The 26374-nt window shown below is 47.3% G+C and carries 13 protein-coding genes; 1 reads left to right on the top strand and 12 read right to left on the bottom strand.

The window, feature by feature from the left end:
- Nucleotides 1-4 precede the first annotated feature (4 nt).
- The 11 genes from AC1XTG_RS16930 to AC1XTG_RS16880 all read right to left on the bottom strand — a co-directional run bounded on the left by AC1XTG_RS16930 (nucleotide 5) and on the right by AC1XTG_RS16880 (nucleotide 22238).
- On the bottom strand, nucleotides 5-1213 hold the full coding sequence (locus AC1XTG_RS16930; RefSeq protein ID WP_484842744.1) for a hypothetical protein: 1209 nt from the start codon (nucleotides 1211-1213) through the stop codon (nucleotides 5-7).
- A 101-nt stretch (nucleotides 1214-1314) separates the two neighbouring features.
- Nucleotides 1315-1602, bottom strand: coding sequence for a hypothetical protein (locus tag AC1XTG_RS16925; RefSeq protein ID WP_056281164.1), 288 nt, complete (start codon nucleotides 1600-1602; stop codon nucleotides 1315-1317).
- Between the two features lie 59 nt (nucleotides 1603-1661).
- Nucleotides 1662-4061 (bottom strand): ABC transporter permease, encoded by a 2400-nt coding sequence (locus AC1XTG_RS16920; RefSeq protein WP_484842743.1) that lies wholly within the window; start codon nucleotides 4059-4061, stop codon nucleotides 1662-1664.
- Nucleotides 4062-4275: 214 nt separating this feature from the next.
- A complete protein-coding gene (locus AC1XTG_RS16915; protein ID WP_484842742.1) occupies nucleotides 4276-5775 on the bottom strand; it encodes a capsule assembly Wzi family protein in 1500 nt (499 codons plus the stop codon).
- Nucleotides 5776-5936: 161 nt separating this feature from the next.
- A complete protein-coding gene (locus AC1XTG_RS16910; RefSeq protein WP_484842741.1) occupies nucleotides 5937-8309 on the bottom strand; it encodes an ABC transporter permease in 2373 nt (790 codons plus the stop codon).
- A gap of 30 nt (nucleotides 8310-8339) precedes the next feature.
- On the bottom strand, nucleotides 8340-10721 hold the full coding sequence (locus tag AC1XTG_RS16905) for an ABC transporter permease (protein ID WP_056281155.1): 2382 nt from the start codon (nucleotides 10719-10721) through the stop codon (nucleotides 8340-8342).
- Nucleotides 10722-10970: 249 nt separating this feature from the next.
- Nucleotides 10971-13403, bottom strand: a complete 2433-nt coding sequence (locus tag AC1XTG_RS16900) for an ABC transporter permease (RefSeq protein ID WP_484842740.1) — start codon at nucleotides 13401-13403, stop codon at nucleotides 10971-10973.
- Between the two features lie 20 nt (nucleotides 13404-13423).
- Nucleotides 13424-14203, bottom strand: a complete 780-nt coding sequence (locus tag AC1XTG_RS16895) for an ABC transporter permease (protein ID WP_484842739.1) — start codon at nucleotides 14201-14203, stop codon at nucleotides 13424-13426.
- Between the two features lie 554 nt (nucleotides 14204-14757).
- Nucleotides 14758-17127 (bottom strand): ABC transporter permease, encoded by a 2370-nt coding sequence (locus AC1XTG_RS16890; protein WP_484842738.1) that lies wholly within the window; start codon nucleotides 17125-17127, stop codon nucleotides 14758-14760.
- A gap of 185 nt (nucleotides 17128-17312) precedes the next feature.
- Complete coding sequence (locus AC1XTG_RS16885) at nucleotides 17313-19715, bottom strand: ABC transporter permease (protein ID WP_484842737.1); 2403 nt, start codon at nucleotides 19713-19715, stop codon at nucleotides 17313-17315.
- A gap of 114 nt (nucleotides 19716-19829) precedes the next feature.
- A complete protein-coding gene (locus AC1XTG_RS16880) occupies nucleotides 19830-22238 on the bottom strand; it encodes an ABC transporter permease (RefSeq protein WP_484842736.1) in 2409 nt (802 codons plus the stop codon).
- Nucleotides 22239-22570: 332 nt separating this feature from the next.
- Between AC1XTG_RS16880 and AC1XTG_RS16875 the strand changes: the two genes are divergently transcribed.
- Nucleotides 22571-23776, top strand: coding sequence for an ATP-binding protein (locus tag AC1XTG_RS16875; protein ID WP_056281140.1), 1206 nt, complete (start codon nucleotides 22571-22573; stop codon nucleotides 23774-23776).
- Between the two features lie 43 nt (nucleotides 23777-23819).
- Here AC1XTG_RS16875 and AC1XTG_RS16870 read toward each other — a convergent pair whose 3' ends face one another.
- Complete coding sequence (locus AC1XTG_RS16870) at nucleotides 23820-26258, bottom strand: outer membrane beta-barrel family protein (protein ID WP_229238561.1); 2439 nt, start codon at nucleotides 26256-26258, stop codon at nucleotides 23820-23822.
- Nucleotides 26259-26374 lie beyond the last annotated feature (116 nt).

The raw sequence follows: 26374 nt of genomic DNA, 5'->3' as shown, positions 1-26374 counted from the left end.
ATTATCAATGTCCTTCGCTGGATTCAAATCCAAGAATACTGAGCCGGTAAGGTGTTCCCGACACTTTGACACGCTGAATGCGGGCGGGGTTTGCAGTACTGATCTGCAGAAGCTCTCCCGATTTGGGCTGGGTGATATACATGTACCTGGCTGTCGCTTCTACCTGAGGCTTTTGCGCTTCGTCTCTTGCAACCGGAGAAATCACCATTCCGCTCACCTTTTCTGATCCCGTCGCGAGATCAAACAGCTTCAGTTCTCCATTGTACATCAATGCGACCAGGTTCTTGCCAGCCAGGTCGATCTTTGCCTGCATAATATCTGCGCTGGCCAGCACCGGCGTTACTTCGCCTTTGTTAACATCAATGAGAAAAGCGCCTTTTGCAGCCGTAAAGCCTACAAACTTGCCAACACCCGCTGCCTCGAAAATGCTGCCAAACCAGGCATCGCCAAAGTTAGCAGGGTGCGGGATCAGCTTTTGTGCACCCGACTGGTCGACAACCAGTATCCCGCTCGCGGAGCCAAAAACAGAAATCTGTCCGTTGGACGCATTTCCATGAATCCCTTTCGTCTGAATGCTGGACGGATGTACGGCTTTACCGGTACCATCGATGATTTTTACACGCTCCGGCAAACTCCCGGCAACTGAACCGTCCTTTTCGGTGATTGCATAATTTCCATTGTCAAACTTGGTCATAGCGCCGTGGTGTGCCACATTCCCTGCATTGATCAGCTTCATTTTGGCCCCGGTTGTATGAAAATCCGCCTGCTGCGCAATGCTCAATGTACCGTCACCGTCATTGAATGTAATAATCTCGTCACCCTTGCTCTTGAAGTGTGTGGGCTTATTTCCGTCGCCTGTCAGCGCGCCAAACTTGGGGGTGCCTTTCACATCTACATGGTCGCCGTGGCCTTCCAAACCGGTGTCAAAGAGCTGCACATGATTATTAGTCCCATTCACCAGCGCTCCAAACCTTCCCGCCGCGGTGCGGTACAATGCTGATTTAGGGAAACTGGCCGTAAACTTTTCGGCGGTCAGCTTCTGAGGATCCACCAGTGAAAGCTCGTTTGAAACCTCATCATTGACCAGGATGCGCACAAAACGGTGCTCCATTTCGAGCTCCGGCTCCACTTCTTTTTCCTTGTCCTTATCGCAGGCAGTAAAGCTCAGCAGTGCCGCAGCGATCAACAAACTTTTGAATAAACCCTTTTTCATAAAAAAATCTTTAAATGCAACAATGATGCAAATATAGTTCGATAACCACAAATGCAACAATGATGCAAATAAAGATTTTCTTAATCTGGAAGATGTAGTGTTTACGCGATAGCTTCTCTTAACAGGTTTCTGCTTTCTTTTTTAACAAACGTAATGGGCACAAACTCGTCGGTGGGCGCGCCTATGTAGTACACCGTCCAGTCGGGATCGTGGTGCGACAGCATTTCACTGATGCAGTCGGCGCGATGCGCTACGGGGTTGGAGCAATCTTCCCAGTAAAACAGCTCGACCCGGTAAAATAAGTTTTGTTTAATTCCATTGATCGTCACTTCAACTTTAATCTCCTGCTTCCCCTGAAGCGGTGGGATTGGAATGGCAATGTGGCTCATGAGATTGCTATATTAATGTTCATTTTAAGTTCAAACCAACATTTACTTGTACCGGAACACTATTCCGAACGCAGCGACTTGACCGGGTTCATCAATGCGGCCTTGATACTCTGGAAGCTGATCGTCGCCAATGCAACGAGCACGGCGAGTACCGCAGCACTCAGGAATATGCCCCATTCCACATCGATGCGGTAAGCAAAATCGTGCAGCCACGTGGAGACAGCCCACCAGGCGAGCGGCGAGGCGATCAGGATTGACACAATCACCAGTCTGATAAAATCACCCGAAAGCAGCGCCACGATACCTGCGACCGAAGCGCCCATTACTTTCCGTACGCCTATCTCCTTGAAACGCCGCTCGGCGGAGTAAGAAGCCAAACCGAACAGACCCAGACAGGAAATGAATACCGCCAAGCCAGCCAGTATACCTACGATTTCGCTCACCTGCGTATCGGCGCGGTAAAGTTCGGCGAAATGTTCGTCGAGGAATGAATACGTAAAAGGCTGGTCGGGTACGATCCGCGTCCATTGCGCTTTGATAGCCGATATAGCCTGCTCATTCTGGGTACCTTTGATCCGCACGGACATTTCGGAATAGCCCCAGTCTTTTTGGTTGAACAGGCACAAGGTTTCTATTTTATGGTGAAGAGAATTGAAATTGAAATCTTCCGCCACGCCAACTATGGTAGAAAGCGAATCCATTCCGCCGAAACCAAACCGTTTTCCAATCAGCGATTGCACGGTTAAAGTCGGCTCTTCCTGCAGCAGCTTCTTGGCAAGTGCTTCGTTGATAATGTAGGTTTTTGCATTATCACCCGGCGTATCTTCAAAATTCCGGCCGGCGATCAGCTTGATCTTGTACAGTTTGAGATAGTCGCTATCCACAATCACCTGTGACGATGCGATTTCCTTCACCGGTCCCGTGCCCTGGAACCTTACCCCGGTCTGATGAAAATTGTTGCCCAACCGCTGCTGCGAACCTGTGACAGACTCCACGAAAGTACTGGTGAGCAGCTCTTGTTTGAGCGAGGCGTATTTGGGACCTGACTTCGAATCGAGCGGGATAATAATTACTTGTTCCTTATCAAAACCCGGATCTTTTGTAACCATAAAACGAAGCTGCCGCACAGCGAAGCCGGTGGCGATAATCAGGAAAACGGCACTGGTAAACTGCGTGATCACCAATGCACTCCTGAATGTGCTTTTGCCAGTGCGTAAAGTACCTTTTAAAACCTTAATCGGCTCGAACGCCGAGAGGAATGCGGCCGGGTAAAGTCCGGAGAAAATACCTATCAGCACCGTTCCGCCCAGTACAATCAGCAACAGGCGCAGATTGGTGAAAATAGAAAAATCGAGCTTTCGCTGACTGAAATCCGAGACGGATGGAAGCAGCAGCTTGACAATCAATACAGCTAGCACCAGCGAAATCATGCATAGCAGAATAGATTCACCCAAAAACTGACCGGAAAGCTGCAACCGCTGCGCGCCAATGGACTTACGGATACCTACCTCTTTGGCGCGGCCGGTAGACCGTGCGGTTGATAAGTTCATGAAGTTCACACACGCAATAACCAGTACGATCAGCGCGATCAATGAGAAGATATAAGTGTATTTCTGATCAAATTTCTGAGAATTGATGTAATCATGCGTAATGTCGGTGGACTTCGCATGCACTTCGGCGAGCGGCTGTAAAAAGAGCTCGTAGAACTTCCAGTTATCCCCTTTCATGTGCTTTTGCAAAAAGGAAGGGAACTTCCTTTCAAGGCTGGCGACGTTGGTACCAGGTGCAAGTTCAAGATAAGTGACCAGCCAGTTGCCGCCCCAATTGTCCATAAAATCGGGGCGCGTGATTGAACTGAACGAGAACAATGCGTCAAACTGCAGGTGGGAATTGGCAGGTACATTTTCTATGATTCCGGTCACCTTCAAAGCAAGTGTATCGCTCCCGTAGTGGTTGATCGTCTTGCCGATCGGATCTTCGTTCCCGAAAATGTTGGTTGCATATTCCCGGGACAACACCACGGTATTGGGCTCTTTAAGTACATTTTCGCGCTCTCCTTCCAGCAGCCTGAAATCAAACAGGCTGAAAAAGCTGGGATCGGCCCAGAGGATTCTTGGTAGCTCCACCTTCTTTTGTCCCCGCATAACGAGCATGTCGGTACTTGCGTTGACGCGTGTGTAGTTGCGGATCTCCGGGTATTCATTTTTGAGGGTCGGGCCCATCGGGAACATAGAAAGTGCCACTTTCTGCGGTGCCACCATTCCTTCAAATTTCTGTACTTCGTCGAGGCGGTAAATATTTTTTGAGTGCTGCCGGTCAAAACTCTTTTCGTAAACCACAAATAGCATGATCACGATACAGGCCGCCATACTTACTGCCAGACCGATGATATTGATCGCAGAAAAAACCTTGTTTTTCCAGATGTTTCGAAATGCAATTTTGAGGTAGTTTTTAAGCATCTGCCTGTCAGGAAAAAGGGTTTGTACTCACATGATTAAAGTGACGCTTCGGGAAGCTGTTTCATGTAAATAACCTTTTGCAACAAACCTATGCCAATCTCTGTAAATACCTCATATACAACTGCCTGCGCGACTATAAACCAAAAAAAATGTTCAAAAGCGGACAGGCTTGTCCACCTTTGAACATTGTAAATTGCAGTGACAATCCGGCCCGCTACCAGGTCCTTGAAATGCCGAGGAAACCGCCAGTGCTGTTCCTGAAAATTTCGCCGCTATCGGTCGACAGGCGGGCTGTAAGGCTGGTGTTTCTTAGCTTGGGAAGTTTGTACCCGGCAGATGCCAGAAGTGACAATTGACTGCGCGGAGGCTCAAAGCTGTCGCCGGGGGTTCCGAAGTTCCGGCTGAACGAACCGCGCACTCCAAATTGCCAGGATTTACCTAAAATAGCCTGTGCCCCTGCATACCATACGTTGACGCGATTGTTGGGATAAAAACGTCCGCTTTTCGGCCTGCTTTGATCCATATCTTTGCCGGGGATAATGAAAGGTGTCCCCACCGCATTGCCCTGATAAGACCATCCCTGTACATACTGGCTATGGTTCAGGTAATTATCAGCTCCCTGGAATTTGCTGCCAGGTATATAGAATGTCGACCCGGACTGATCTTTGGTAGTCAGGAATTCCAGCGTAAGCCGCGTAAGTCTGAACATATTTCCGGCAACTGCATTCTTCGATTTAAAGCTGATCCCATAAAGCCCGTCAGGAACATTTTTAAAAATCATACTGGAAACATCCTCAAACGGGTGCTGGTGGTATACAAACATATTATAGCCAAGCACCTTTGCTTCCACACCAAAATCATAGCTCCCCAGGTGGTTACCAAGGCGGTAACTGTCAAATGCGCCGTAACCATTTTTCTCGTACCAGTTTTTAGGAGTATAGGCAAATACAATGTTCGGATAAAGGCTCCATGAAGATGGGAATTTGCCGTCTTTGGCCAGGTCTGGCTCATTTTTCAGATAATCGGCCTGCCCGGCCCAAAGCACGTTGTGGTTAAGACCGGCGTATACCTTCACATTCGATTTGGGCTTTCCGAACCGGAAATACATAAACTTCTGGTGCAAACGCACACCTTCAAGGTAGTTGGTAGCAAACCAGCCGTGTGAGAAGCCGGCGTGGATCGCGAGGAAATTTTTCGTGAATTTGAGAGGTGTAAAACCAATGGTACCAATCTGCACTTTGGGTATCGGCAATGCATTTCCGGAGCCGGAGTAAAAGCCCATACTCAGCGTAGAATCCCCGAGTCCCATCAGCTCCATTCTCCTGCCGGCATAAAGCTCAACATTTTTGAAACGCACACTGGCGTAAGCCTCGGGCAACAGCACTTTGGCGTCGTTTGCTTTGGAATAAACCAATACGGGCTTTACAGAGGCACTCCAGTCGAACTTGCGTGCCTTTTTACTGAGGCTATCATAAAAAACATAGTTCCTGCGCAGCGCAGCAGACAGCAATGCCGCCGGAGCGTCAGTAGGAATGATACCAAACTGATTGGTACGTAGCCAGAACGGTGTAGTTTCATTGGAGGCGGCGATCACGCCAAGCTCTGCCTGTGCCGACAAATGAGCTGGTAAGGGTTTTCTTTGCCCGTATGAGCAGACCGACCACAGCATTGCGATCGCTATAAATGTGATTGTAAATATTCTGGGCAGAGGCATCTTGCTAGATGAAGTAATATACTGCAAGATAAGAGCTTGCAATGTATATCTATGCGCAAAGCCTCAAAAAGCCCTAATTACTCCTATAGGTTTTAGGAAAAGGAGGAAAGGGAATAAGGGGAGGAAAGGGACTTCCTCCATCCTCCCTTTCCTCCTTTATTTCACTCACTTCTCAAACTCCGCACAGGGTCAACAAGTGCGGCTTTGATTGCCTGGTAACTTACTGTCAGCAGTGTGATCAGGAGCGCACCGCAGCCTGTTAATCCGAATACCCACCAGGAGATCGGCTCGCGGTACGTGTAGTGGTCCAGCCAGCTTTCCATGAAATACCCTGCAATCGGACAGGATATAAGGCAGGATAACATAACCAGAAAGACGAAATCACGAGAAAGCAGTTGCCAAAGATTCGCCACGGAAGCACCTAGCACCTTTCGAACTCCTATTTCCTTGGTCCGTTGCTCGGCTACAAACGAAGACAACCCGAAGAGTCCGAGACATGAAATGAAGATTGCGAGCAATGTGAAAAATGAAGCCAAACGTGCGATCCGCTCTTCTTCGCCAAACTTCTTTAAAAACTCCTTGTCCACAAAGCGGTACTCAAACGGACTGCCCGGACTGAACTTTTTGAATACGTTTTCGATACGTGCAAGTGACTGGCTTATGCCCAATGTGCCTGATAAGCGCATATTGATCATATTCACTCCAGTATAGTTAATCACGAAAAATGATGGACTTACTTCCGAAAAAGGTGATTCCTTGATCATATTTTCAATCACTCCGATCACCCTGAATTCTCTACCGTTCAATTTAACAACGGCTTCAAGTGGCTTTTTGAATCCCATCAGTTTTGCAGCGGTTTCGTTCAGGATAATGGCGGAGGAGTCTGTTGAGAAATCCCGGGAAAAGTCCCTTCCGGCTTTTAGCTTCCATCCTACCGTTTTACCGTAATCGTGCGTTACTGAGTTGGACATAATCAGCGGCTGAGACCCGGATGCTTTACCAGCCCAGGAAATATTGGTGGTACCCCCATACTGTACTGTCAAAGAGCCGCTTGATTCAGAGAATGCGGAAACTGCGCCGGAACCAAGCAGCTCGTTTTTCAGTGCATTATAGTGGTTGTACAAGTCAGGAGTGCTCATCTCCACTTCAATCAAACCTTCCCTGTTGTAACCCACCGGCCTGTCTTTGGCAAATTCTATTTGTCTGAAAACAATGATCGTACCTGCTATCAAAGTGACTGAAACTGTAAATTGCAGCACCACCAGTACTTTGCGCGGAATCAATGCAAGCTTGCCAACTCTGAAGGTCCCTTTCAAAACTTTCAATGGCTGAAATGAGGAGAGGTAAAACGCGGGATAACTGCCCGAGATCAATGCAGTTATTGCACTGAAACCAAGTCCGGCGATCCAGAAACGCAGATTTGCCACAGGCAATGTTATTTCCTTTTCTGCCACCTGATTGAACATCGGCAGCGACAATGCGACCAACAGAATGGAAATGGAAAACGCGATAAATACCACCAGGAACGATTCACAAAAGAACTGACTGATCAGCTGCTGCCGCAACGAGCCAATTGCCTTCCGGATACCTACTTCCTTCGCCCGCTTCTCTGACCGCGCCGTACTCAGGTTCATAAAGTTGATACAAGCAAGCAAAAGCACAAATACACCTATTGTACCAAACAGCCAGACAAACGTGATCATCCCGCCTGTGTTGATCCCGTTTTGAAAATCCGAGTACAAGTGCCAGCTGCTCATCGGATGAATGAAAAACTCGGGATGGTAAGCAGGCGGATCATCCCTTTTCATTCTCGTTTCTTTGATCTTGGAAGATACCTTACCGAAATCAGCTCCTTCTTTCAGCTGTACATATACCTGAAATGAATTTTCGTCCCATTGTGTGGAAGCGCTTCTGGCATAGCTATCCATTGAAACCAGCAACTTCCAGGGAGCAAGAAAAGACGCTTCCTTAAAACTGCTGCTCGACGGCATATCTTCATAAATCCCCGCTACTTTTACTTCTTCCTTGTTGTTGATCCTGATCATTCTGTTAAGCGGATTTTCAGCTCCGAAAAATGATCTGGCCAGCGATTCTGAGAGCAGAATTGAATTGATATCTGCAAAATTGCTGCCGGTACCTGCAACAATTTTCACGCCCATCATCCCGATGAAATCAGGCTCGACATACTGGCCGGTCTGCTCAAACTTCTTTTCTCCGGCCGATAAAATCGCTGATTTGAATCCAGAAAGGCTTACCTTTTCAAAGTCGGGATACTTACTTCGCAGCTCCTCTGCCAAAGGAACCGGCGCTACATTGTACGCCGACTTCTCGACATCAAATTTGACAAACTGCCAGACCTGGCCGAGGCGGTCGTAATTTTTATGGTACTTATTAAAAGAAAGCTCATCAAAAACCCAGAGCCCGATCAGCACAGCCACCGCCATCCCCACCGATAACCCGACAATGTTAATAGCTGAGTAACCCTTATTTTTCCAGAGGTTACGAAACGCAATTTTAAGATAATTGTTGAACATAGTTTTTTGGGTTTTCCTCCTTCCTCCCTTTTACTCACTTCTCAAACTCCGCACAGGATTCATGACTGCTGCCCGGATACTTTGGAAGCTGACGGTCAGGAAGGCGATGGCGGTGGAAAGAATGCCGGCGAGTACGAATATCCACCAGTATATATCTGTTTTGTACGCGAAGTTTTCGAGCCATTTGTACATCGCAAAGTAGGCCACCGGCGAGGCAATAATGAATGCGATGAATACCAGTTTCAGAAAATCCCTGGAAAGCAGTCCGACTATGCTGCCGATCGACGCGCCCATTACTTTTCTCACACCGATCTCTTTCGTGCGCTGCATGGTACTGTAAGAAGCCAAGCCGAGCAGTCCCAGGCACGAAATGAAAATGGCCAGTATGGCGAAGTTGAAGAACAGCTTTTCAAAACGCTCTTCCGCCCGGTACTGCCGGTCGAAAAATTCATCCATGAAATAGTAGCTGAATGGTCGCTCCGGAATCATTTGCTTCCATTTCTGCTCTACTGCCGCCAATGTGGTTTTCACATCTTTGCCTTCCATTTTTACGGAAATCAGCTCGGTTCCATTGGGTTCAATGCGCATGGTAAGCGGCTTGATCGTTTCCTGCAATGAACGGAAGTGGAAATCTTTGACAACACCTACAATCTTGCCTTCCCTGCCCCACTGCTTGAACCTGCGCCCAATCGCTTCCTCCGGCTTGCTGTACCCAAAAAGCTTAGCCGCCGCTTCATTCATGACCATTGCCTGTGTGGTATCTGTTCCAAATTCCTTTGAGAACGGCCGGCCCGCAGCCATTTTCAAGCCAAAATGCTGGATATAGTCAAAATCGACAAAGTACAGATCGAGGTTGGCGATCTGCAGATCCCCGCTCTTGTTCTCGATCTCTGAATAGGCGCCGGGATTGCCGCTACCAGGTACGCTGGAAGAAATGGTAGTCGATTTCACGCCGGCCAGATTAGTCAGCGACTGCCTGAATGCTTCCTTTTTAGGATCTCCCTGAGAGTTCACGATCAGCATCTGGTCTTTGGCAAAACCCAGGTCGCGGTTGCGCATGTAGTTCATTTGTGTATAAACCACGATCGTTGAAATGATCAGCGCAATTGAAATCGCAAACTGAACTGTTACCAACCCTTTTCTCAGCAATATCCCTTTCACACTCGTGGTAAACCTGCCTTTTAATACAACCACCGGCTCAAATGACGAAAGTACCAGAGCCGGATAGATCCCCGCCAGCACACCAATGCACAATGCCGCCACAAACATGATCAATACGTAAGAAGGATTACTGAAAATACCCGTGCTGATGATCTTTCCGGCGAGCGTATTGAACAACGGCATCAAGGCAGCCGACAGGAGCATGGATAAAATGAATGCAATGAGACAAAGCAGCACCGATTCACTGATAAACTGCCGCGCCACCAGGGATTTAGGCGCTCCTACCACTTTGCGGATTCCCACTTCTTTTGCCCGCTCAACGGAACGCGCGGTAGTGAGATTGATAAAGTTAATGCACGCGATCAGCAGGATAAAGATCGCAACTGCCGCAAATATGTACACATTGTTCATACTCCCCGTCTCCTGCCCGCCGCGTGTCGAATGCAGGTATACATCTCTGAGCGGTTCCAGAAAAAGGGTGTAATGCATCTGCATCTGGTCCATCAGCTTACCAGCCCGTTTTTTCAAAAAAGCAGGCAGCTTCTTTTCCAGTGCAGCCCCGGTAGTTCCGGGTTTGAGCAGCAGGTAAGTAGTAGCGCCGAAATTGCCCCATTGTTCGTCCAGGTCTTTGCTAAACCGCTGCGTTTGCGTGGACATGGAAATAATCATATCCGCCTTGATCTGCGAATTTTCAGGAATATCCTGCAAAACGCCCGTTACCACCGCAGGCAGCCCGTCACCTGAGAGCAGGAGCGTTTGTCCGATCGGGTCCGCATTGCCGAAATACTTTTCCACAGCCTTTTCACTCAGTACCAGGCTGAGCTGGTTCTTCAATGCCGTTTTTGGATTTCCTTTTAACAGTTTAAAATCAAAAACACGGAAAAAGCTGGAATCCGCAAAAACCGTATTCTCCTCCTGAAATTTGATATCGCCTTTCCTGACAAGGAAACTACCGCCGCTAACTCGCGTAAAAGCCTCCACCTCAGGAAGATCAGCAGCAATAGCCGGAGCAAAAGCCCACGAGGTAGAACTGGTGTTAATGGTTTCGGAGGGCGTTTTAATGTCGGTAACGAGCCTGTAAATACGATCTCCCTTGCTATGAAAAGCATCATAATTCAGCTCAAAGCTGACATACAGGAAAATCAGGAAGCAAGCCGACATCCCTACGGTCAGTCCCATTACATTGATAAAAGAAAAAACCTTATGCTTCCAAAGGTTTCGAAAAGCGATTTTCAGATAGTTTTTTAACATTCCTTATTGGGTTAAACGTATGGAGGAAAGTAAATATGGAGAATGGGGTTTGGCTGTTAGCTATTAGCTATTGGCGGTGATACAAATTATGCGCCAACACCAGAACACCTACCTAAGAAGCTCAAAATAAGGTATTTACAATTTAAACACAGAAAACCACTGTTCGCATTCGGACGTTTTTTGTTCGGATTAACGGCGAAATACCAGCCCCTTCCTCCTTTTCCCCCGTCCTCCCTTTCCTCCTTCTCCCTACTCACTTTTCAAACTCTTCACCGGGTTCATCAAGGCTGCTTTGATACTTTGGAAACTTACAGTGATGAATGCGATGACAATGGCGAGGGCTGCGGCGGTGGCGAACATCCACCAGCTTATTTCGATCCGGTACTGAAAATCCTGTAACCATTTATTCATGAAGTACCAGGCTACGGGCGAGCTGATCAAAATGGCAATCGCAACAAGGGTGAGGAAATCTCTGGATAGCAGCGTTACAATGCTGGAAACAGACGCGCCGAGTACTTTACGGACACCAATCTCTTTCATCCGCTGCTGCGCCATGAATGTAGCAAGACCGAACAGCCCGAGACAGGCGATGAAGATCGACAATCCTGCAAAAATCTGATAGAGCAGGCTCATTTGTCTTTCCTGTTTATAAAAATCGATGATCGACTCGTCGAAAAACTCACCCTGAAAAGCTACTTCGGGGAACACTTTGCCGTAAACACGCTCAATATACGCAACTGACTTGGAGAGGTTTTGCGTGCGGATTTTAATGCCGCTCTGCCAGTAAAACTGCTTCATAGGCAGGATCAGTACCGGCGTCATTGCTTCGCGCGCCGAGCTGGTCTTAAAATCTTTCACAACACCCACGATTGGCTGCCAGCTTCCTCCGCCCAGTCTGATGTTTTTACCGACTACCGAAGCAGGATCTTTGATATTCAGCTTTTTCAGCAAAGTCTCATTCACCACACACGAGCCAACCGAATCTCCCCGCTCGTAATGCTTTCCGGCAACAAATTCCAGTCCGTATGTTTTGAAATAATCCTCATCGGCAAACTTGTTGAATATCTGAAAATCCTCGTCTTTACCCCTGTTGTCAAATGCGAAGTTACCAGACCATTTGTTGTCAGACGAAGGCACATCCGAAGCAAAGCTGACCACATTGATCTCCGGATTTTGCAGCAACTCATTTTTAAAAGTCTGAAACCGGCTGCCATAAGCATCATCGAGTGTAACCGAGTAAACCCCTTCTTTGGTAAAACCCATATCCAGGTTTTGCACGAAATGCACTTGTGTGATCGTCACGATTGTACCCACCACGAGGATTTGAGACACACCAAACTGGATCACGATCAATGCTTTTTGAAGCGAAATACCTCCGATAGACCGCGTTGCTGCCCGGCTTTTGATAGCCTCAATGGGCTTGAAGCCTGACATAACAATAGCTGGATAGAATCCCGCGATCATGCTTATCGCAAGAGAAAGAATGACGACAAACAACCAGATCCGCGGATTGCTTACTACGGGAAGATCGGCCGGTACCTGGGATATTTTGCCAAGAAGCGGCATACAAAACGTGGCCAACAGCGCGCCCAGCCCCACTGAAAAGCTCACGACCAAAAAGGTTTCACTCAGGAACTGGCTCATGAGTTCCTGCCGGCTGCTGCCCAGCACTTTCCGCACACCCACTTCCATTGCCCGTCTCGCCGATTGCACTGTTGCGAGATTTACAAAGTTCACGCAGGCCATAAAAATGATGAGAAACCCGATGACAACGAGCGTCAAGAGCACTCCCCTGCTGGTTTGGTGATTTGAGAAATTAAGATAGCGACTATCGTGATGCTGGTCGGCGAGGGGACTTAAATGCAGCTTTATCCTCGACTGGTGATTCTCTTTATCGTAGTGTTTGACTATGAATTTGGCAAGCAGGTTTTCAACCGAGGCTACCGTCATGTTTTCAGGCAAAAGAACAAAGATCTGATCGTCGCTGCTGGTGGCGCCCCAGTTACTGAAATCTCCGTGACCGAACATCAATGGCTGCTGCCGCTTGCTCTCGTAGGACACCACCATATCTACGGGCAGATCGGTGTGTACCGGTGGATCAGCTAGTATGCCGCCAACCTGCATTACCACCTTATTGTTGATCTTCAAATACTTGCCAACCGCTTCCTGCCAGCTCCCGAAGTACTTCTCGGCTCTTCTTTTGGAGAGTACGACCACATTGGGACCCTTTAATACTTCTTTTGAGCCCGCAAGCCAGGCAAAATCAAAGATATCAAAGAACTCCGGCTCCGTCATGAGGCCTTCCTCGTCTTCCCTGAATTTTTGATGCTGCGATTGGTTATTGGCATCTTTCCCTAAAACCGTAACCTGCGCGTCCATGGTACCATTTACCGGGACGATCTTTGTGAGCTGCGGCAAATCCACTTTCAATGCAGCTGAAAAAGGCAGCGGGTTACCGGGAGAATAGTCTGTCTGACCGCTGGGATACTGCGTTTCTCTCACAATCCGGTAAATGCGGTCGTGTTTCGAATGGAATTTATCAAAGCCTGATTCGTAATTAAAAACAACATACAGCAGCAGGCAGGCAGCTACGCCTACGGACAGGCCCATTACATTCAGGATCGTATAATTCCGGTACCGCAACAAAGTGCGCAATGCAATTTTGAGATGATTGATTAACATGTTATATCTGTTTTTTGACGTCAGTCCCGCTTCAATGAATCCACCGGGTTCATCAAGGCTGCTTTGATGCTTTGGAAGCTTATAGTAATGAATGCGATAACAATAGCAAGGGCTGCGGCACCTGCGAGCATCCACCAGCTTATTTCGATCCGGTACTGAAAATCCTGTAACCATTTATTCATGAAGTACCAGGCCACAGGGATGGAGATTGCAATTGAGATCATTACCAATCTTGCAAAATCCTGAGCTATCAACGCAACAATCCTTGCTACCGAAGCACCAAGCACCTTTCGTATTCCGATTTCTTTTGTTCGTACTTCGGCCGTAAAAGTTACCAAACCGAAAAGACCAATACAGGCGATGAAAATCGCAAGTCCTGTAAATACAGCGAACATCTTCGCCATTCTTATTTCCGTCTTAATGGTTTGATTGAACGCGTCGTCAAGAAAATAGTACTCGAATGGTCTTCCGGGATAATACTTCGCGAATTTTTGTTCAATTGCCTGAATACTACTTTTCACATCTGCTTTGGTATCAAGCCGGGCGTAAAGTATGCCGCCGTTAGAGCCAGCTGCTTTATCAAAACTGCCTGGATCGGTTTCAATCATCAAAGCCATCGGCTTAATGCCGTCACGAGGAGATGTAAATTGAAAGTCATTCAGAACGCCAGCGACTTCATCCAAATCGTTAACAGACTTCCCTATCGGTTTTTTCTCTATATCAAATGCCTTTACAGCTGCCTCATTCAGCAACACATGTTTTCTGCTGGTAAATGTCCCTGATGCAGGAGCATTTTCCATTTAATACCCAGCGTTTTAATAAATCCAGGATCAGTTACTATGTAATACAAATTCACTTTCTTGTTTGTACGTGAATCCTTGATAGACCAAATGTTATAACTCCGAAAAAGCCCGAGATCAGTAATGGATGCACTCTGCACCCCGGCTTGTTGGACCAGTTCATCCTTCAATGCAAAAAGATGCTGTATGCTGTCATTCGTTACAGGGATAGATAAGACTTGATCCTTGTACAAACCCAATTCTCTATTCTGCATATAAGAAACCTGATCTTTAACTATCATGCTGCAAATGATAAGTGCAGTTGAAACTGCAAACTGAAATACCATAAACAGTTTTCTTATCGATGATCCTTGCTATTAAATCTGTCATAACTAAGCTCATGCATTACAAAAAGCAAGATGAGGAACGAAACTGCCAGTCCTATTGCAAGTCCGGCGGCATTAATCAGGGAATAAGTCTTGTTGTTGATGAGATTGCGAAACGCAATCTTCAAATAGTTCAGCATCATAATGTAGTGTGTTAAGTTGTTCGATATTCCGTTAATCCATTCTCTTTTACTCCCGCTTCAATGAATCCACCGGGTTCATCAAGGCTGCTTTGATACTTTGGAAACTGATCGTGATTAGGGCGATGATGATGGCGGCGAGGCTGGCGGTGAGATAGATCCAGACCGGGATTTGAATGCGATAGGAGAAATCTTCCAGCCATTTTTCCATGAAATACCAGGCGATCGGCAGGGAAAAGACAATCGACAACAATACCAGTCTGATAAAATCTTTTGATAATAAAGTAACAATCCCCGCCACCGACGCGCCCAGAACTTTCCGGATCCCGATCTCCCTTGTGCGCGTTTCGGCAGTGAATGTAACCAGCCCGAAAAGTCCCATGCAGGCGATGAAAATGGCTACGCCGGTAAACAGCGAGAACATTTTTGACATGCGTACCTCCGTCTGGAATGTTTCGTTGAATGCATCGTCCAGGAAGTAGTACTCAAATGGTTTGTCCAGTTCGTACTTTTTGAAGATCCGACCGATCGCTTCCACATTTGCCTTGATATCGGCTTTGGGATCAAGGCGGGCATAAAGTATTCCATTGGAATTGGAGTATTTGAGGATATTGGTCGTATCGCTCATCACATAAAGTCCCAGCCCGCGTATACCTTCCCGCGGTGAGTTATAGTGAAAGTTTTTGACGATTCCGGCAATTTCATCCTTGTCACCCAGCTTCTGCCCTACGGGGTCCCCTTTTATCCCCAGCTCTTTGATCGCGGCTTCATTGAGCAGCACATAGTTCCGGTTGTTATACGTGCCCGGCTGCGGGGCCACTTTCAGTTTTAAGCCCAGTGTTTTTACAAAATTCTTGTCGGCCACCATCGTGATCAGTCCCACGTCCTTTTGTGTTGTGAAATTTTTCAGGAACCATATATTGTAACCTTTAAAAAGCCCCGAGTTAGTAGCCGAAACGCCATTTACCCCGGCGCGCCCGCGGATCTCATTCCGCAATGGAAAGTAGTTACCGGCAAGTGACTGGGTAATAGGAATGGCAAGCACCTGATCTTTGTAGAAGCCGAGCTCTTTGTTTTGCAGGAATGTAAGCTGGTATTTCACAACCAGGCTGCACACGATCAATGCAATTGAAACGGTAAACTGGAAAACCATAAACGTCTTTCTGACCGCCGCACCACTTTGTCCGCCAGAGAGGCGGCCTTTTAGTACCTCCAATGGAGCAAATCCCGACAGTACCAGTGCTGGATAGCTGCCCGCGAAGATTGCGGTGATTACCAGCAGCACAATCAGGAAAGTTATAAAGGGCGGCGACAGCAGGAATGCAGCGTCTATATGCAGGCCAAGCAGGTTATAAAACGGCTGCATCAGCAGGTTGACGAGCACAAAAGACAGCAGGAATGCGATCGTGCAAACCAGGACCGACTCCATGTAAAACTGTGTAACAAGGCCCTTTTTACCTGCGCCTACTACCTTCCGCACACCCACTTCTTTCGCGCGTAAAGTGGAACGGGCTGTGGTAAGACTCATATAATTAAACAGTGCGAGAAACAGGATCAGCAATGCAATTCCTGCAAAAACCGGTATCATCCTGCCCGCTCCTATCCCTTCAAAGTTGTTTCCCAAATGGATTGTGCTGAACTGATCGAGCACATACTTTGAGTCTTTATCAAAAAAATCGGTAGTACTGCTAAGCTTTCCAATCCGGTTTTCCACATTGCGCGCCGACTTTTCCGAGTCAAGCAGCAGGTAAGTGGTAAAGACACCTTCATTTTCATAAAGCGCTTTGTTCTGTTCGCTTATCTGTGGGAAAGTACTGGCAGCAGTAATAAAATCAAGGTCAAATGTGGAGTTGGAAGGCGCATTTTCAATGATTCCTGTGATTTGCATCGGATGTTTTCCATCGTACAAAATCGTCTTTCCAATGGGATCGGCTGTGCCGAAGTACTTATGCGCCGCCCGCTCGGAAATCACCAGCGTAAACGGCTTGTCGAGCGCGCGACTGCTTCCTTCCTTGAACCTGAATGAGAATACGGAGAAGAAAGAAGGATCTGCAAAAAGGAAATTTTCCTCGTAGAAAAGCTGGCCGGTAGCCGGCGATTTCATTACCACTTTGTCATAAGCTTCTTTAATCCGCACAAAATCCTTTACGTGCGGCTCCGTCCTTTTCAATGCCGGACCAACCTCCCGCTTAAATCCGGTCATTTGAAGATCATTGCCGTCTATCCTGATCTTGGCAACAAGCCTGAATATGCGTTCATGGTTTGCATGGAACTTATCAAAACTCAGCTCGTGCATGACGAAAATGAGGATCAAAACAGAAACGGCCATTCCCAAAGCCAACCCGGCAATATTGATCACCGAGTAGGTCTTGCTATGTACCAGCGTCCGGAAAGCGATTTTCAGATAGTTTTTCAGCATAGTTCTTATTTTTAAGGAGGAAAGGGAAGAAAGGGAGGAAGGAGGAAAGGGATTTATATTAACTTAAATTCGTCTATTCTCCATCCTCCATTTCTTACCATTCTCCATTTCTTACATTCTTCCCTTCTTCCTCCATCCTCCCCTTCCTCCCCTTCCTCCCCTTCCTCCTTTCTCCCTTTCCTCCATTACTCCGACTTCAAAGATTTCACAGGGTTCATCAATGCTGCTTTCACACTTTGGAAACTGATGGTCAGCAATGCGATCCCAACCGATATCAGGGCTGCAAAAAGGAATACGCCTATGTGAATGCTTGTATGGTATGCAAATTCCTGCAGCCAGTTGTTCATTGCCCACCAGGCAACGGGCGAGGCAATCAGGATAGCGATGGTTACGAGTTTCAGGAAATCGTTGGAAAGCATAATCACCAGACTTGATACCGACGCGCCGAGTACTTTCCGCACACCGATTTCCTTGGTCCGCAGCTCAGCCATGAACATCGACAGTCCCAGCAAGCCCATACAGGAGATCAGGATTGCGATACCTGCGAAAATGCCAAAGAGCATTTGCTGTGTCTGCTCGCGGGCATACAGGTTTCCAAAACGTTGATCAAGGAACTCGTAAGAAAAGGGCAGTTCAGGATATTGTTGCTTCCATACTGTCTCGATATGCGCGAGCGCTTGCTTCACATTGCCGCCAGAAATGTGGACGGACATCCAGCCCAGCCTGTCCGGCTGGCAAAACATTACAATGGGCGCAACTTTCTGATGCAGGGACTCGAAGTGGTAATCTTTGGTAACGCCGATAATCTGTCCACGGATTTCACCATATCCAAATCTGGCACCAATTGCCTCCTGCGGGTTTTTCCAGCCCAGTAGCTTCACGGCAGTCTCGTTGAGCACAAATGCATTGGTGCGATCTGTCGGAAACTCGCGCGAGAAATTCCTTCCGGCTGCCATTCTGATCTGGTAGGCAGGGATAAAGTCTTCATCCACACTGAGTGATTTGATGTTAATATCCGACGGTGCCATCGAATCGCCCTTCATCACGTACGCTTCCCAGGAATCGAGCAGCCTGCCTGAGGGTATCCGCGACGAGCGTCCCACTTCAATGATGTTACTGCCCGATTTTAACCTTTGTTTGATACTCTCATAGTTGGTACTGGAATCGCTACCTGCCTGCAGGAGCACCACCTGGTCTTTGGAATAACCCAGATTGTAATTCTGCACGTAGCGCATCTGATTGTAAACTACAGTAGTGCTCACAATCAACACAACAGCAATGGAAAACTGCGTTACAACGAGGATTTGACGCAATTTTCCGTTTTTTAATGCGGAAGACACTTTTCCCCTGAACACGCTGAGCGGCTGGAAAGAAGTCATGAAAAACGCGGGATAGCTGCCAGCGATCAGTCCGGTAAACAAGGTAATGGCGATGAGCACCGACACAAAAACAGGGTCGAGAAGCGCTGTGAATGTTAACTGCTTTTGCGTAAACTGGTTCAGCAAAGGCAGGCAAAGCGTGACGGTAACCAATGCAAAAATGAGCGATATGGTCACCAGCAGCATCGATTCACTTAAAAACTGCCTGATCAGCTGGTGCCTTACTGCGCCGATCACCTTACGCATTCCCACTTCCTTCGCCCTGGTAGCCGACTTGGCAGTAGCCAGATTCATGTAGTTAATGCAGGCGATCAGCAGGATGAAAAGCGCAATCGCAGAAAACAGGTACACGTATTGAATATCACCGTTTGCTTCAATTTCCGAATCCATGTGCGAATGCAGGTGGATATCTGTCAGTTTCATCAGGTCCAGCCGGGAGTAGGTCGACGCGCGCGGATCTATGTGTTTGTTCTGAAAAGCCGGGAATGCTTTTACGAGCTTCTGAGGATTGTAGCCGGCGGGTAAAAGCAGGAAGGTAGAAAATGAATTGTTGCCCCAGTTGGTCCTGAGTCCCTCTGCGCCATAAACGCGGTCGTCATTGAGCGTTGAAAACGAGATCAGGAAATTGGGATGAAAATGGGATTGGGAAGGCAGCGGCTCAAAAACACCTGTGATCGTATAGTCAAGCTGATTATCCAGTCGCACGATCTTGCCCATCGGATCTTCCTTCCCGAAGTATTTTTCCGCCATTGGCCTGGAAAACAGGATGGAGAACGGGTTTACCAATGCATTTGCCGGGTTACCCTGTTGCAGCTGGAATGTAAATACTTTAAACAGATTGGCCTCGGCTGCAAATACATCGTCTTCATTAAAACTCTTCTCTCCATAGCGAACATTGGAACTCACATCCAACAGCCTGACTACCTCCTCTACCTCTGGGAAATCCTGTTTGAGCAGCGGGGCAAAAGGCGGCGCTGCGTGACCCAGACGCAGCGATTCAGTCCCGTCTTTTGACAAAAACGTTCTTGAAAGCCGGTAGATCCGGTCTGCATTCACATGAAACCGGTCATAGCTCAGCTCATCCTTCACATACAGCGAAAGCAGCAAAAAACAGCTAAGTCCAATAGTAATGCCGGCAACATTGATAAAGCTGAAAGCCTTATGCTTGAACAAGTTGCGAAGCGCGATTTTGAGATGGTTCTTGATCATTTTCTTGTTCGTTTTAATATTGGAAGGGAAGGGAGGAAGGAGGAAAGGGAGGATGAAAAAGGATGGCAAAATCCCCTTCCTCCATTCTCCCTTCCTCCATTCTCCCCTTCACCACTAGCTCCCCAGTGCTTTCACCGGGTTCATTAATGCGGCTTTGATGCTTTGGAAGCTGATGGTCAATAGCGTGATGATCATGGCGATAAGTGCTGCCAGCGCGAATACGCCGGGGCTGATCTGAATGCGGTATGCAAAATCTTTCAGCCACTCGCTCATGAAGTACCAGGCTATCGGCGAGGCGAGTACGATGGCGATCACGATCAGCTTGATGAAATCACGGGAAAGCAGCAGGACAATACTTGCCACAGATGCTCCCAGCACTTTCCTCACGCCGATTTCCTTGGTACGTTGCTGCGAGATAAAGGCGATCAATGCGAACAGGCCCAGACACGAAATGAGGATTGTTACCAAAGAAAACACTTGCAGGATCGTGGATACCTTGTTTTCGGCTGCGTACATTTCGTCAAACTCCTGGTCTAAAAAATGGTATTCAAACTGCCGGAGAGGGAAATTGGCTTTCCAGCTTTTTTCCAGTGTGGCAATGGCGTCGGAAGCTTTGCTGGCTGAAACCTTGACCAGCATTTTACCGAAATAGCTGTATTCAGGCATGATTGCGATCGGTCCGATCTTTTCGTGGAGCGACCGGAAATGGAAATCCTGCGCTACTCCTTTAACTTTTCCGTGGCGGCCATTCAGATTAACCAGCTTACCGATTGCATTCTCCGGTGTCCATCCGAGCGCTTTTACCGCCGATTCATTTAATACGAATGCATAAGACCGCAGCTCGGCACTATCCAGACTGGCCTGTGCGACGTCGGCATCACTGAAATTTTCACCGGCAACGAGCTTCATTCCCATTGTAGGCACAAAATCCTTTTCAACAGGTATTGCAGTAATGTTCATGTTAAAACCTGCCGGTTTGTCCGCTGCTGTGATCGAGTATCCTCCCTGCACATTGAGGGGCGAATCGTATGAAGCCGTTACCGACTGGACAGTGGCATTGTTGAGCAGCTCGCTCTTCATAGCTGCCAGCTTGCCGGCCGATAACCCCGAACTCATATCCAGCACGATAATCTGGGAGGGATTGATACCCAGGTTTTTGGTTTGAATGTAGTTAAGCTGTTGATTGGCAATAATGGTGGCGATGATAAAGAGCATCGATATCGTGAATTGAAAAACCACCAGGAAATTCCGCAGCCCGCCATTTCCGGTGTGGGAAAGAGGCATTCCTTTCAAAACCTTCACGGGCTCAAAACCTGAGAGTACTGCAGCAGGATACGCGCCCGAGAGCAGGGTAACCAGCAATACCAAACAAAGCACGACGAGCTCAAAGCTGTAACCCGGCCACACTGCGAGATCGAGTACTTTGCCGGTCAGATTGCTCAGTCCTGGCAGTAGCAGGATTGTAGCCAGTAATGCGATAATGGTGGCTGCAAAGGTGATCATGCCGCTCTCAAAAAGATGCTGGCGGAACAACTGCATTCTTAAAGCACCGATCACTTTACGCACGCCAACTTCGCGCGCCCGCACCGCCGAGCGCGCGGTAACCAGATTGATAAAGTTAATGCAGGCAATCAGCAGGATCAGGACCGAAATGCCAGAGAGTATGTAAATGTATTTGTAATTGCCGGCAGGTTCCGGACCGTTTGTTGCTTTGGAATAAAGGTGGATATCAGCGAAAGGTTCCAGTACCAGGCTCAGTTTAAAGTTTGCATTCTGCGGGTTATTGATGTTTTTATTTACATAATTATCCACTTTCGATTGTAACGCTTTCAGATCGGCATTAGGACGAATCAGAACATAGGAAAAATCGTTGGCTGAATCAAATACCTCGTTTTTAGAGCGGGAAAGCGTACTGTAACTGCCGACCCAGTTGAATTTAATGTGCGAATAAGAAGGTACATCCTTGATCACGCCCGTCACCTGCAAGGTGAGCCGCTCATCCATTTTGATAGACTTTCCAAGCGGACTTTCACTTCCGAAAACCTTCCTGGCTGTGGTCTCGTCAATCACGACCGAGTTGGGAGCAGATAATGCAGTGGCTGCATTGCCTTCAATGAATGGAAATGGTAATACGCCGAAGAAAGAAGAATCGGCAAATACTACTTTACGCTCGTTGAATGAAGTATTTTGATATTGTACAGAAACCGCTCCATTGCCACTGTAAGGATATATCCGTACCGCTTTTTCGACTTCTTCAAACTCCCGCGCAAACAGCGGCGCAATGGCCGTAGGTGTCATGGCAATGTACTCCGCCGTACCCTCGCCAGGCTGGTAAAACAATGCGACTCGCGCAATCCTGTCCGAATTGGGTTGAAAACGATCGTAACGCAGCTCATGCAGCACGTAGGTCGCCAGCAAAAGGAAACAGCTTATCCCGATTGCAAGACCAGCAATACTGATAAAAGAGTTCGTCTTGTATTTCCACAGACTGCGAAAAGCGATTTTGAGGTAGTTGCGGAGCATGTTGGTTAGGTTTTGGTGGTTGGCTGTTGGCTGTTAGGTATTAGCTGTTAGCTGTTGGCTGTTAGTATTTTGGCTTGGGATTAATTTGAGGGTGGTTAACAAATTTATGCCACCTTGCTAACGAACTGTTTTTCAAAGCATTATCATACCTGCTGCGTTCGAAAACGGACAGTTACTTATGAGGTCGAACGTGCATTCTATCGGGTTACTTTATTCCGCGGGTTGACGCTGAAATTACTTGCACATTAGTAGTACATAAACTTGTGCATTAGCAATGATTAAATTTGTATATTAGCACTGTATTAATCTATATATCTGCAAAAAGTAAAGGAATGATACTTCAATCGGTACTGCTGAATGTGATGAACGCGCAGAAAGCGAACCTTGACGAGCTTGATGCAGGGTTACGCCGGCATACTCTTACCACATTACCCGATGTATCGTCACACGCATTGATCGTGTCAGGTATAAGGCGGTCAGGGAAAAGTACGTTGTTGTACCAGCTGCTAAAAGAAAAACACCCGGAAGCACTATACCTCAATTTTGAAGATACGAGGCTATACGATTTCGAACCTAATGATTTTGCAAGGGTTGATGCAATCGTTAAAGACTCGAACACCAAAGTTTTGTTTTTTGATGAAATACAAATCATAGACCGCTGGGAAAGTTATGTCAGGCAAAAGCTGGACGAAGGCTGCAAAGTGGTAATTACCGGTTCTAATGCGTCATTGCTCAGCCGCGAGCTGGGCACCAAACTAACGGGCAGGCACATCACGAAGGAACTCTTTCCATTCTCTTACAGCGAGTTTCTGACTTTTAGGAAACAAAAACCTTCGAAAGAAACTGTCATGGCTTACCTGCAGGAAGGCGGCTTTCCTGAGTATGTCAAATCCGGGTTGGAAGAAGTATTGCATCACCTTTTCGAAGATATACTGATCAGGGATATCGCTGTCAGGTATGGGGTCAGGGATGTAAAAACGCTACAAAGACTTGCCTTATACCTCATATCAAATGTGGGTAAAATGGTGACAGGCAATCGGCTGAAAAGCGTTTTTGAAGTTGGCTCTACCAATACGATAATGGACTATCTGTCTCACCTGGAATACACTTACCTGTTTCATTTTATACCAAAATTCAGTTACTCGGCACGAAAGCAGCTGGTCAACCCCAGGAAAATATATGCAGCCGACACCGGACTGATCAGTGCAAACTCCGGCTCGTTTTCCGACGATTTTGGACGAAAGTTTGAAAATATGATATTCCTGCATTTGAGAAGGAGTTACAAGGAAATTCACTATTTCGCTGAAAAAGGGGAATGCGATTTTGTAGTTGTCAACAAAGGCACAGTGCAGCAGGTAATCCAGGTTTGCTATGAACTTACACCAGATAACCTCGACAGGGAGCTGAATGGCCTGTTTGAAGCAATGGCGTTTTTTAACCTGACAGCCGGAACATTGGTCACCTTTCACCAGTCTGACAAAATAGAGCGTGACGGAAAAGTGGTTCACGTGATCCCGGCACCTCAATTTTTAATATAAAACCCGGCAGCCTCATGCGAAGTGCCGGGTTTGACTACCACGTTTAACTACCGCTCTGTACATCGTCATTGCGGATACCTCTTTTATTTTTCTTGATCGCCTCTTTTAGCTTCCCGAACTTGTAGTTGAGACTCATATTAAATGTCCGGAAGTAGTCCCTGCGGGAATCAACCTGGTCGAAATCCGGTCCCGATGTTTCTCTCCGCCATTGACGAAATTTGGTAAAGGGATTGTTTACGGCCGCCGAGAGGGAGAGCTTGTCTTTCACAACATCTTTATTGACACTGAAAGAATAGCTTGTCATCGCATTGTTAATCCCCTGCAAATTGATGTTACGTCCATTGATGTTCAGGTTGGCATTCACCCGCCAGTCCTTTTCCAGCCGGTAACCTGTTGACACGGAAACCTGCGACATAATCCCCTGATTTGTAACAGGTATATTGTTGACAACCCCGCGAACCTTACCGTGTGCGGCTCTTGCATTCAAACTGAAATTCCACTTTTTAGTAATCGGGTAATTGACATTTACCATACCCATAATCAGGCGAGCGGTTCCGGTATTGGCATAAGATGTGCGCGTGATATCAGTTTCAGGATCGTACACGGCAACGCCGAATATCAGGTCGCGGAATGCAATGAGTCCCCCGCCAAAGTTGATCGACCCTTTCTTTGATATACTGTAAGTCAGCTGCACATCATTTACAAAAGCAGGACGGAGGTTAGGATTTCCCGTACGCTCGAAATTGGGATTAGAGCGATCAATAAACGGGTTCAGTTGCCAGATACCCGGCCGCTGAATGCGCTGTGAGTACCCGAAGTTGAGCGCATTGTTGTTTTTCAGTTTCCTGTTGATCGAAACGGACGGGATCACATTGAAATAGTTTTGTTTCACTTTCGAGTCCGTAGAAATGAAATCTGCATCCACTACGGTCTGTTCAACTCTCACACCTGCTTTCAGGCTCCATTTCTGCAGATTGTACTGGTAGGTATTGTATGCGCCAAATACATTCTGGGTGTTATTGAATTTGTTGCTCATTTCATTGTTCACCACATACCGCCCGCTTTCAGGATCAAACGTATCATACTGAAAATCGCTCCGGTTGGTTCGCATAATGCCTTTCAACCCCGCTTCAATGCTGAGCTTTTTGACGGGATAAACATAATCTACCTGAATGGTCTGTTCCGAAAAGCTCTGATCGTTGACCTGCCGGTAATCGGGCAGATTGAAGTTGATTTCTTCCGAGACAGTCAGGTTATTCTTTTGAGTGTTATTGAAGCCATAATAGCGGTACGAAAATGTAAGCAGCCTGTTTTTGTCAGCCCTGGAAGTCCGCTGGAAATTGAGCGCAGCGTCCATTCCTGTTCCATCTCCGCGGTTGTCGTTCTCAATGCGGTATCCTTCCAGCGTTTCGCCCTGTTGGCTTAAAGCCGAGGTCTGAAAACCTGAGCCCGTTGACTTGCTCCCATTCACATTAAACTGAGCGCTGAGCAGGTTAAGGGTGTCAATTTCATAGCTAATTTCGTAGCCCAGGTACCCGCTGTTGTTTCCCGATCTGGAAAAACCATCCTGATTCAAATCCGACTTCACTTCACCAAATGTGCTCCTGCTGACCATATTGCGCGTTGATGGCGTATTATACTGGCTTCCTCCCACCAGTACTGTCATACCGACCTTTCCAAACTTTGCCGCAAAAGAGCCTCCAAAGCCCGGACCGCCAACCGGAAACTTCTCACTCACATTGAGCGAGCCGCTGTAACCGTTATCTACTTTTTTGTGCGTGATAATGTTGATAATCCCCGCCAAACCTTCTGCATCGTATTTGGCTGGCGGCGTCGTGATCACTTCAATGCGCTCGATAGAAGAGGCAGGCATACTCCGGAGTACCTCTTTGTAGCTCCGCTCCATCATGCTCGACGGTTTTCCATTGATCAGGATTTTAAAATCCGCATTTCCTTTCAGCTGAATGTTTTCATCCCCATCTACCGACAGGTAAGGCACTTTGCGCATCATATCAAGCACGCTGTACACTTTACTTTCAGGATCGGCCTGCAAATCGTAAGTAATGCGGTCGACCTCCTGCTTTACGATCGGCTTCACGCTGGTTACCGTTACCTCTTTTAACCCCACCGTGGAGGCAGCCAGGTAAACTGTACCTACATTGTGCTCCTTCCTGGCCGGGTCGCTCAGGTCTGCTGCCATAATCCTGGTTTTGTATCCCACTCCCACAAGCACCACGGTGTATTTGGCAGGTTTCAGGTTTACGAACAGGAATGATCCGTCTGCTTTGGTAAAATCCGCCTTTACCGGCGTTGTTTCATTGATCATCAGGTTCACTGTAATGAAATCCATCGGCTTTTTACTTGCCGAGTCAGCCACAATGCCGAGTATCCTGGCCCCGTCGGCTGATTGTGCGGAGGACGTAACGCAGGTCAGGCCGGAGACCAGCAGGGATAGGAGAAGAAGAAGTAACGCTTTCATCATGAGTTTTTTAAATGGCTAATAGATTCAAAATGGCAATGGAATTCCAGCAAGAGATTTTAGCTCTTTTAAAAATGATTGGGATGTACCGGAAGTTGTTTATTGACTCAATGCACAGA

Source organism: Dyadobacter sp. HNCC25DJ183, from assembly GCF_056895175.1.
This window is presented reverse-complemented; position numbering and strand designations above follow the sequence as displayed.

Bases quoted from the DNA above. Each gene is read 5' to 3' on its own strand.
- AC1XTG_RS16930 (WP_484842744.1), bottom strand. From the start codon at position 1,213: ATGAAAAAGGGTTTATTCAAAAGTTTGTTGATCGCTGCGGCACTGCTG.
- AC1XTG_RS16925 (WP_056281164.1), bottom strand. From the start codon at position 1,602: ATGAGCCACATTGCCATTCCAATCCCACCGCTTCAGGGGAAGCAGGAG.
- AC1XTG_RS16920 (WP_484842743.1), bottom strand. From the start codon at position 4,061: ATGCTTAAAAACTACCTCAAAATTGCATTTCGAAACATCTGGAAAAAC.
- AC1XTG_RS16915 (WP_484842742.1), bottom strand. From the start codon at position 5,775: ATGCCTCTGCCCAGAATATTTACAATCACATTTATAGCGATCGCAATG.
- AC1XTG_RS16910 (WP_484842741.1), bottom strand. From the start codon at position 8,309: ATGTTCAACAATTATCTTAAAATTGCGTTTCGTAACCTCTGGAAAAAT.
- AC1XTG_RS16905 (WP_056281155.1), bottom strand. From the start codon at position 10,721: ATGTTAAAAAACTATCTGAAAATCGCTTTTCGAAACCTTTGGAAGCAT.
- AC1XTG_RS16900 (WP_484842740.1), bottom strand. From the start codon at position 13,403: ATGTTAATCAATCATCTCAAAATTGCATTGCGCACTTTGTTGCGGTAC.
- AC1XTG_RS16895 (WP_484842739.1), bottom strand. From the start codon at position 14,203: ATGGAAAATGCTCCTGCATCAGGGACATTTACCAGCAGAAAACATGTG.
- AC1XTG_RS16890 (WP_484842738.1), bottom strand. From the start codon at position 17,127: ATGCTGAAAAACTATCTGAAAATCGCTTTCCGGACGCTGGTACATAGC.
- AC1XTG_RS16885 (WP_484842737.1), bottom strand. From the start codon at position 19,715: ATGATCAAGAACCATCTCAAAATCGCGCTTCGCAACTTGTTCAAGCAT.
- AC1XTG_RS16880 (WP_484842736.1), bottom strand. From the start codon at position 22,238: ATGCTCCGCAACTACCTCAAAATCGCTTTTCGCAGTCTGTGGAAATAC.
- AC1XTG_RS16875 (WP_056281140.1), top strand. From the start codon at position 22,571: ATGATACTTCAATCGGTACTGCTGAATGTGATGAACGCGCAGAAAGCG.
- AC1XTG_RS16870 (WP_229238561.1), bottom strand. From the start codon at position 26,258: ATGATGAAAGCGTTACTTCTTCTTCTCCTATCCCTGCTGGTCTCCGGC.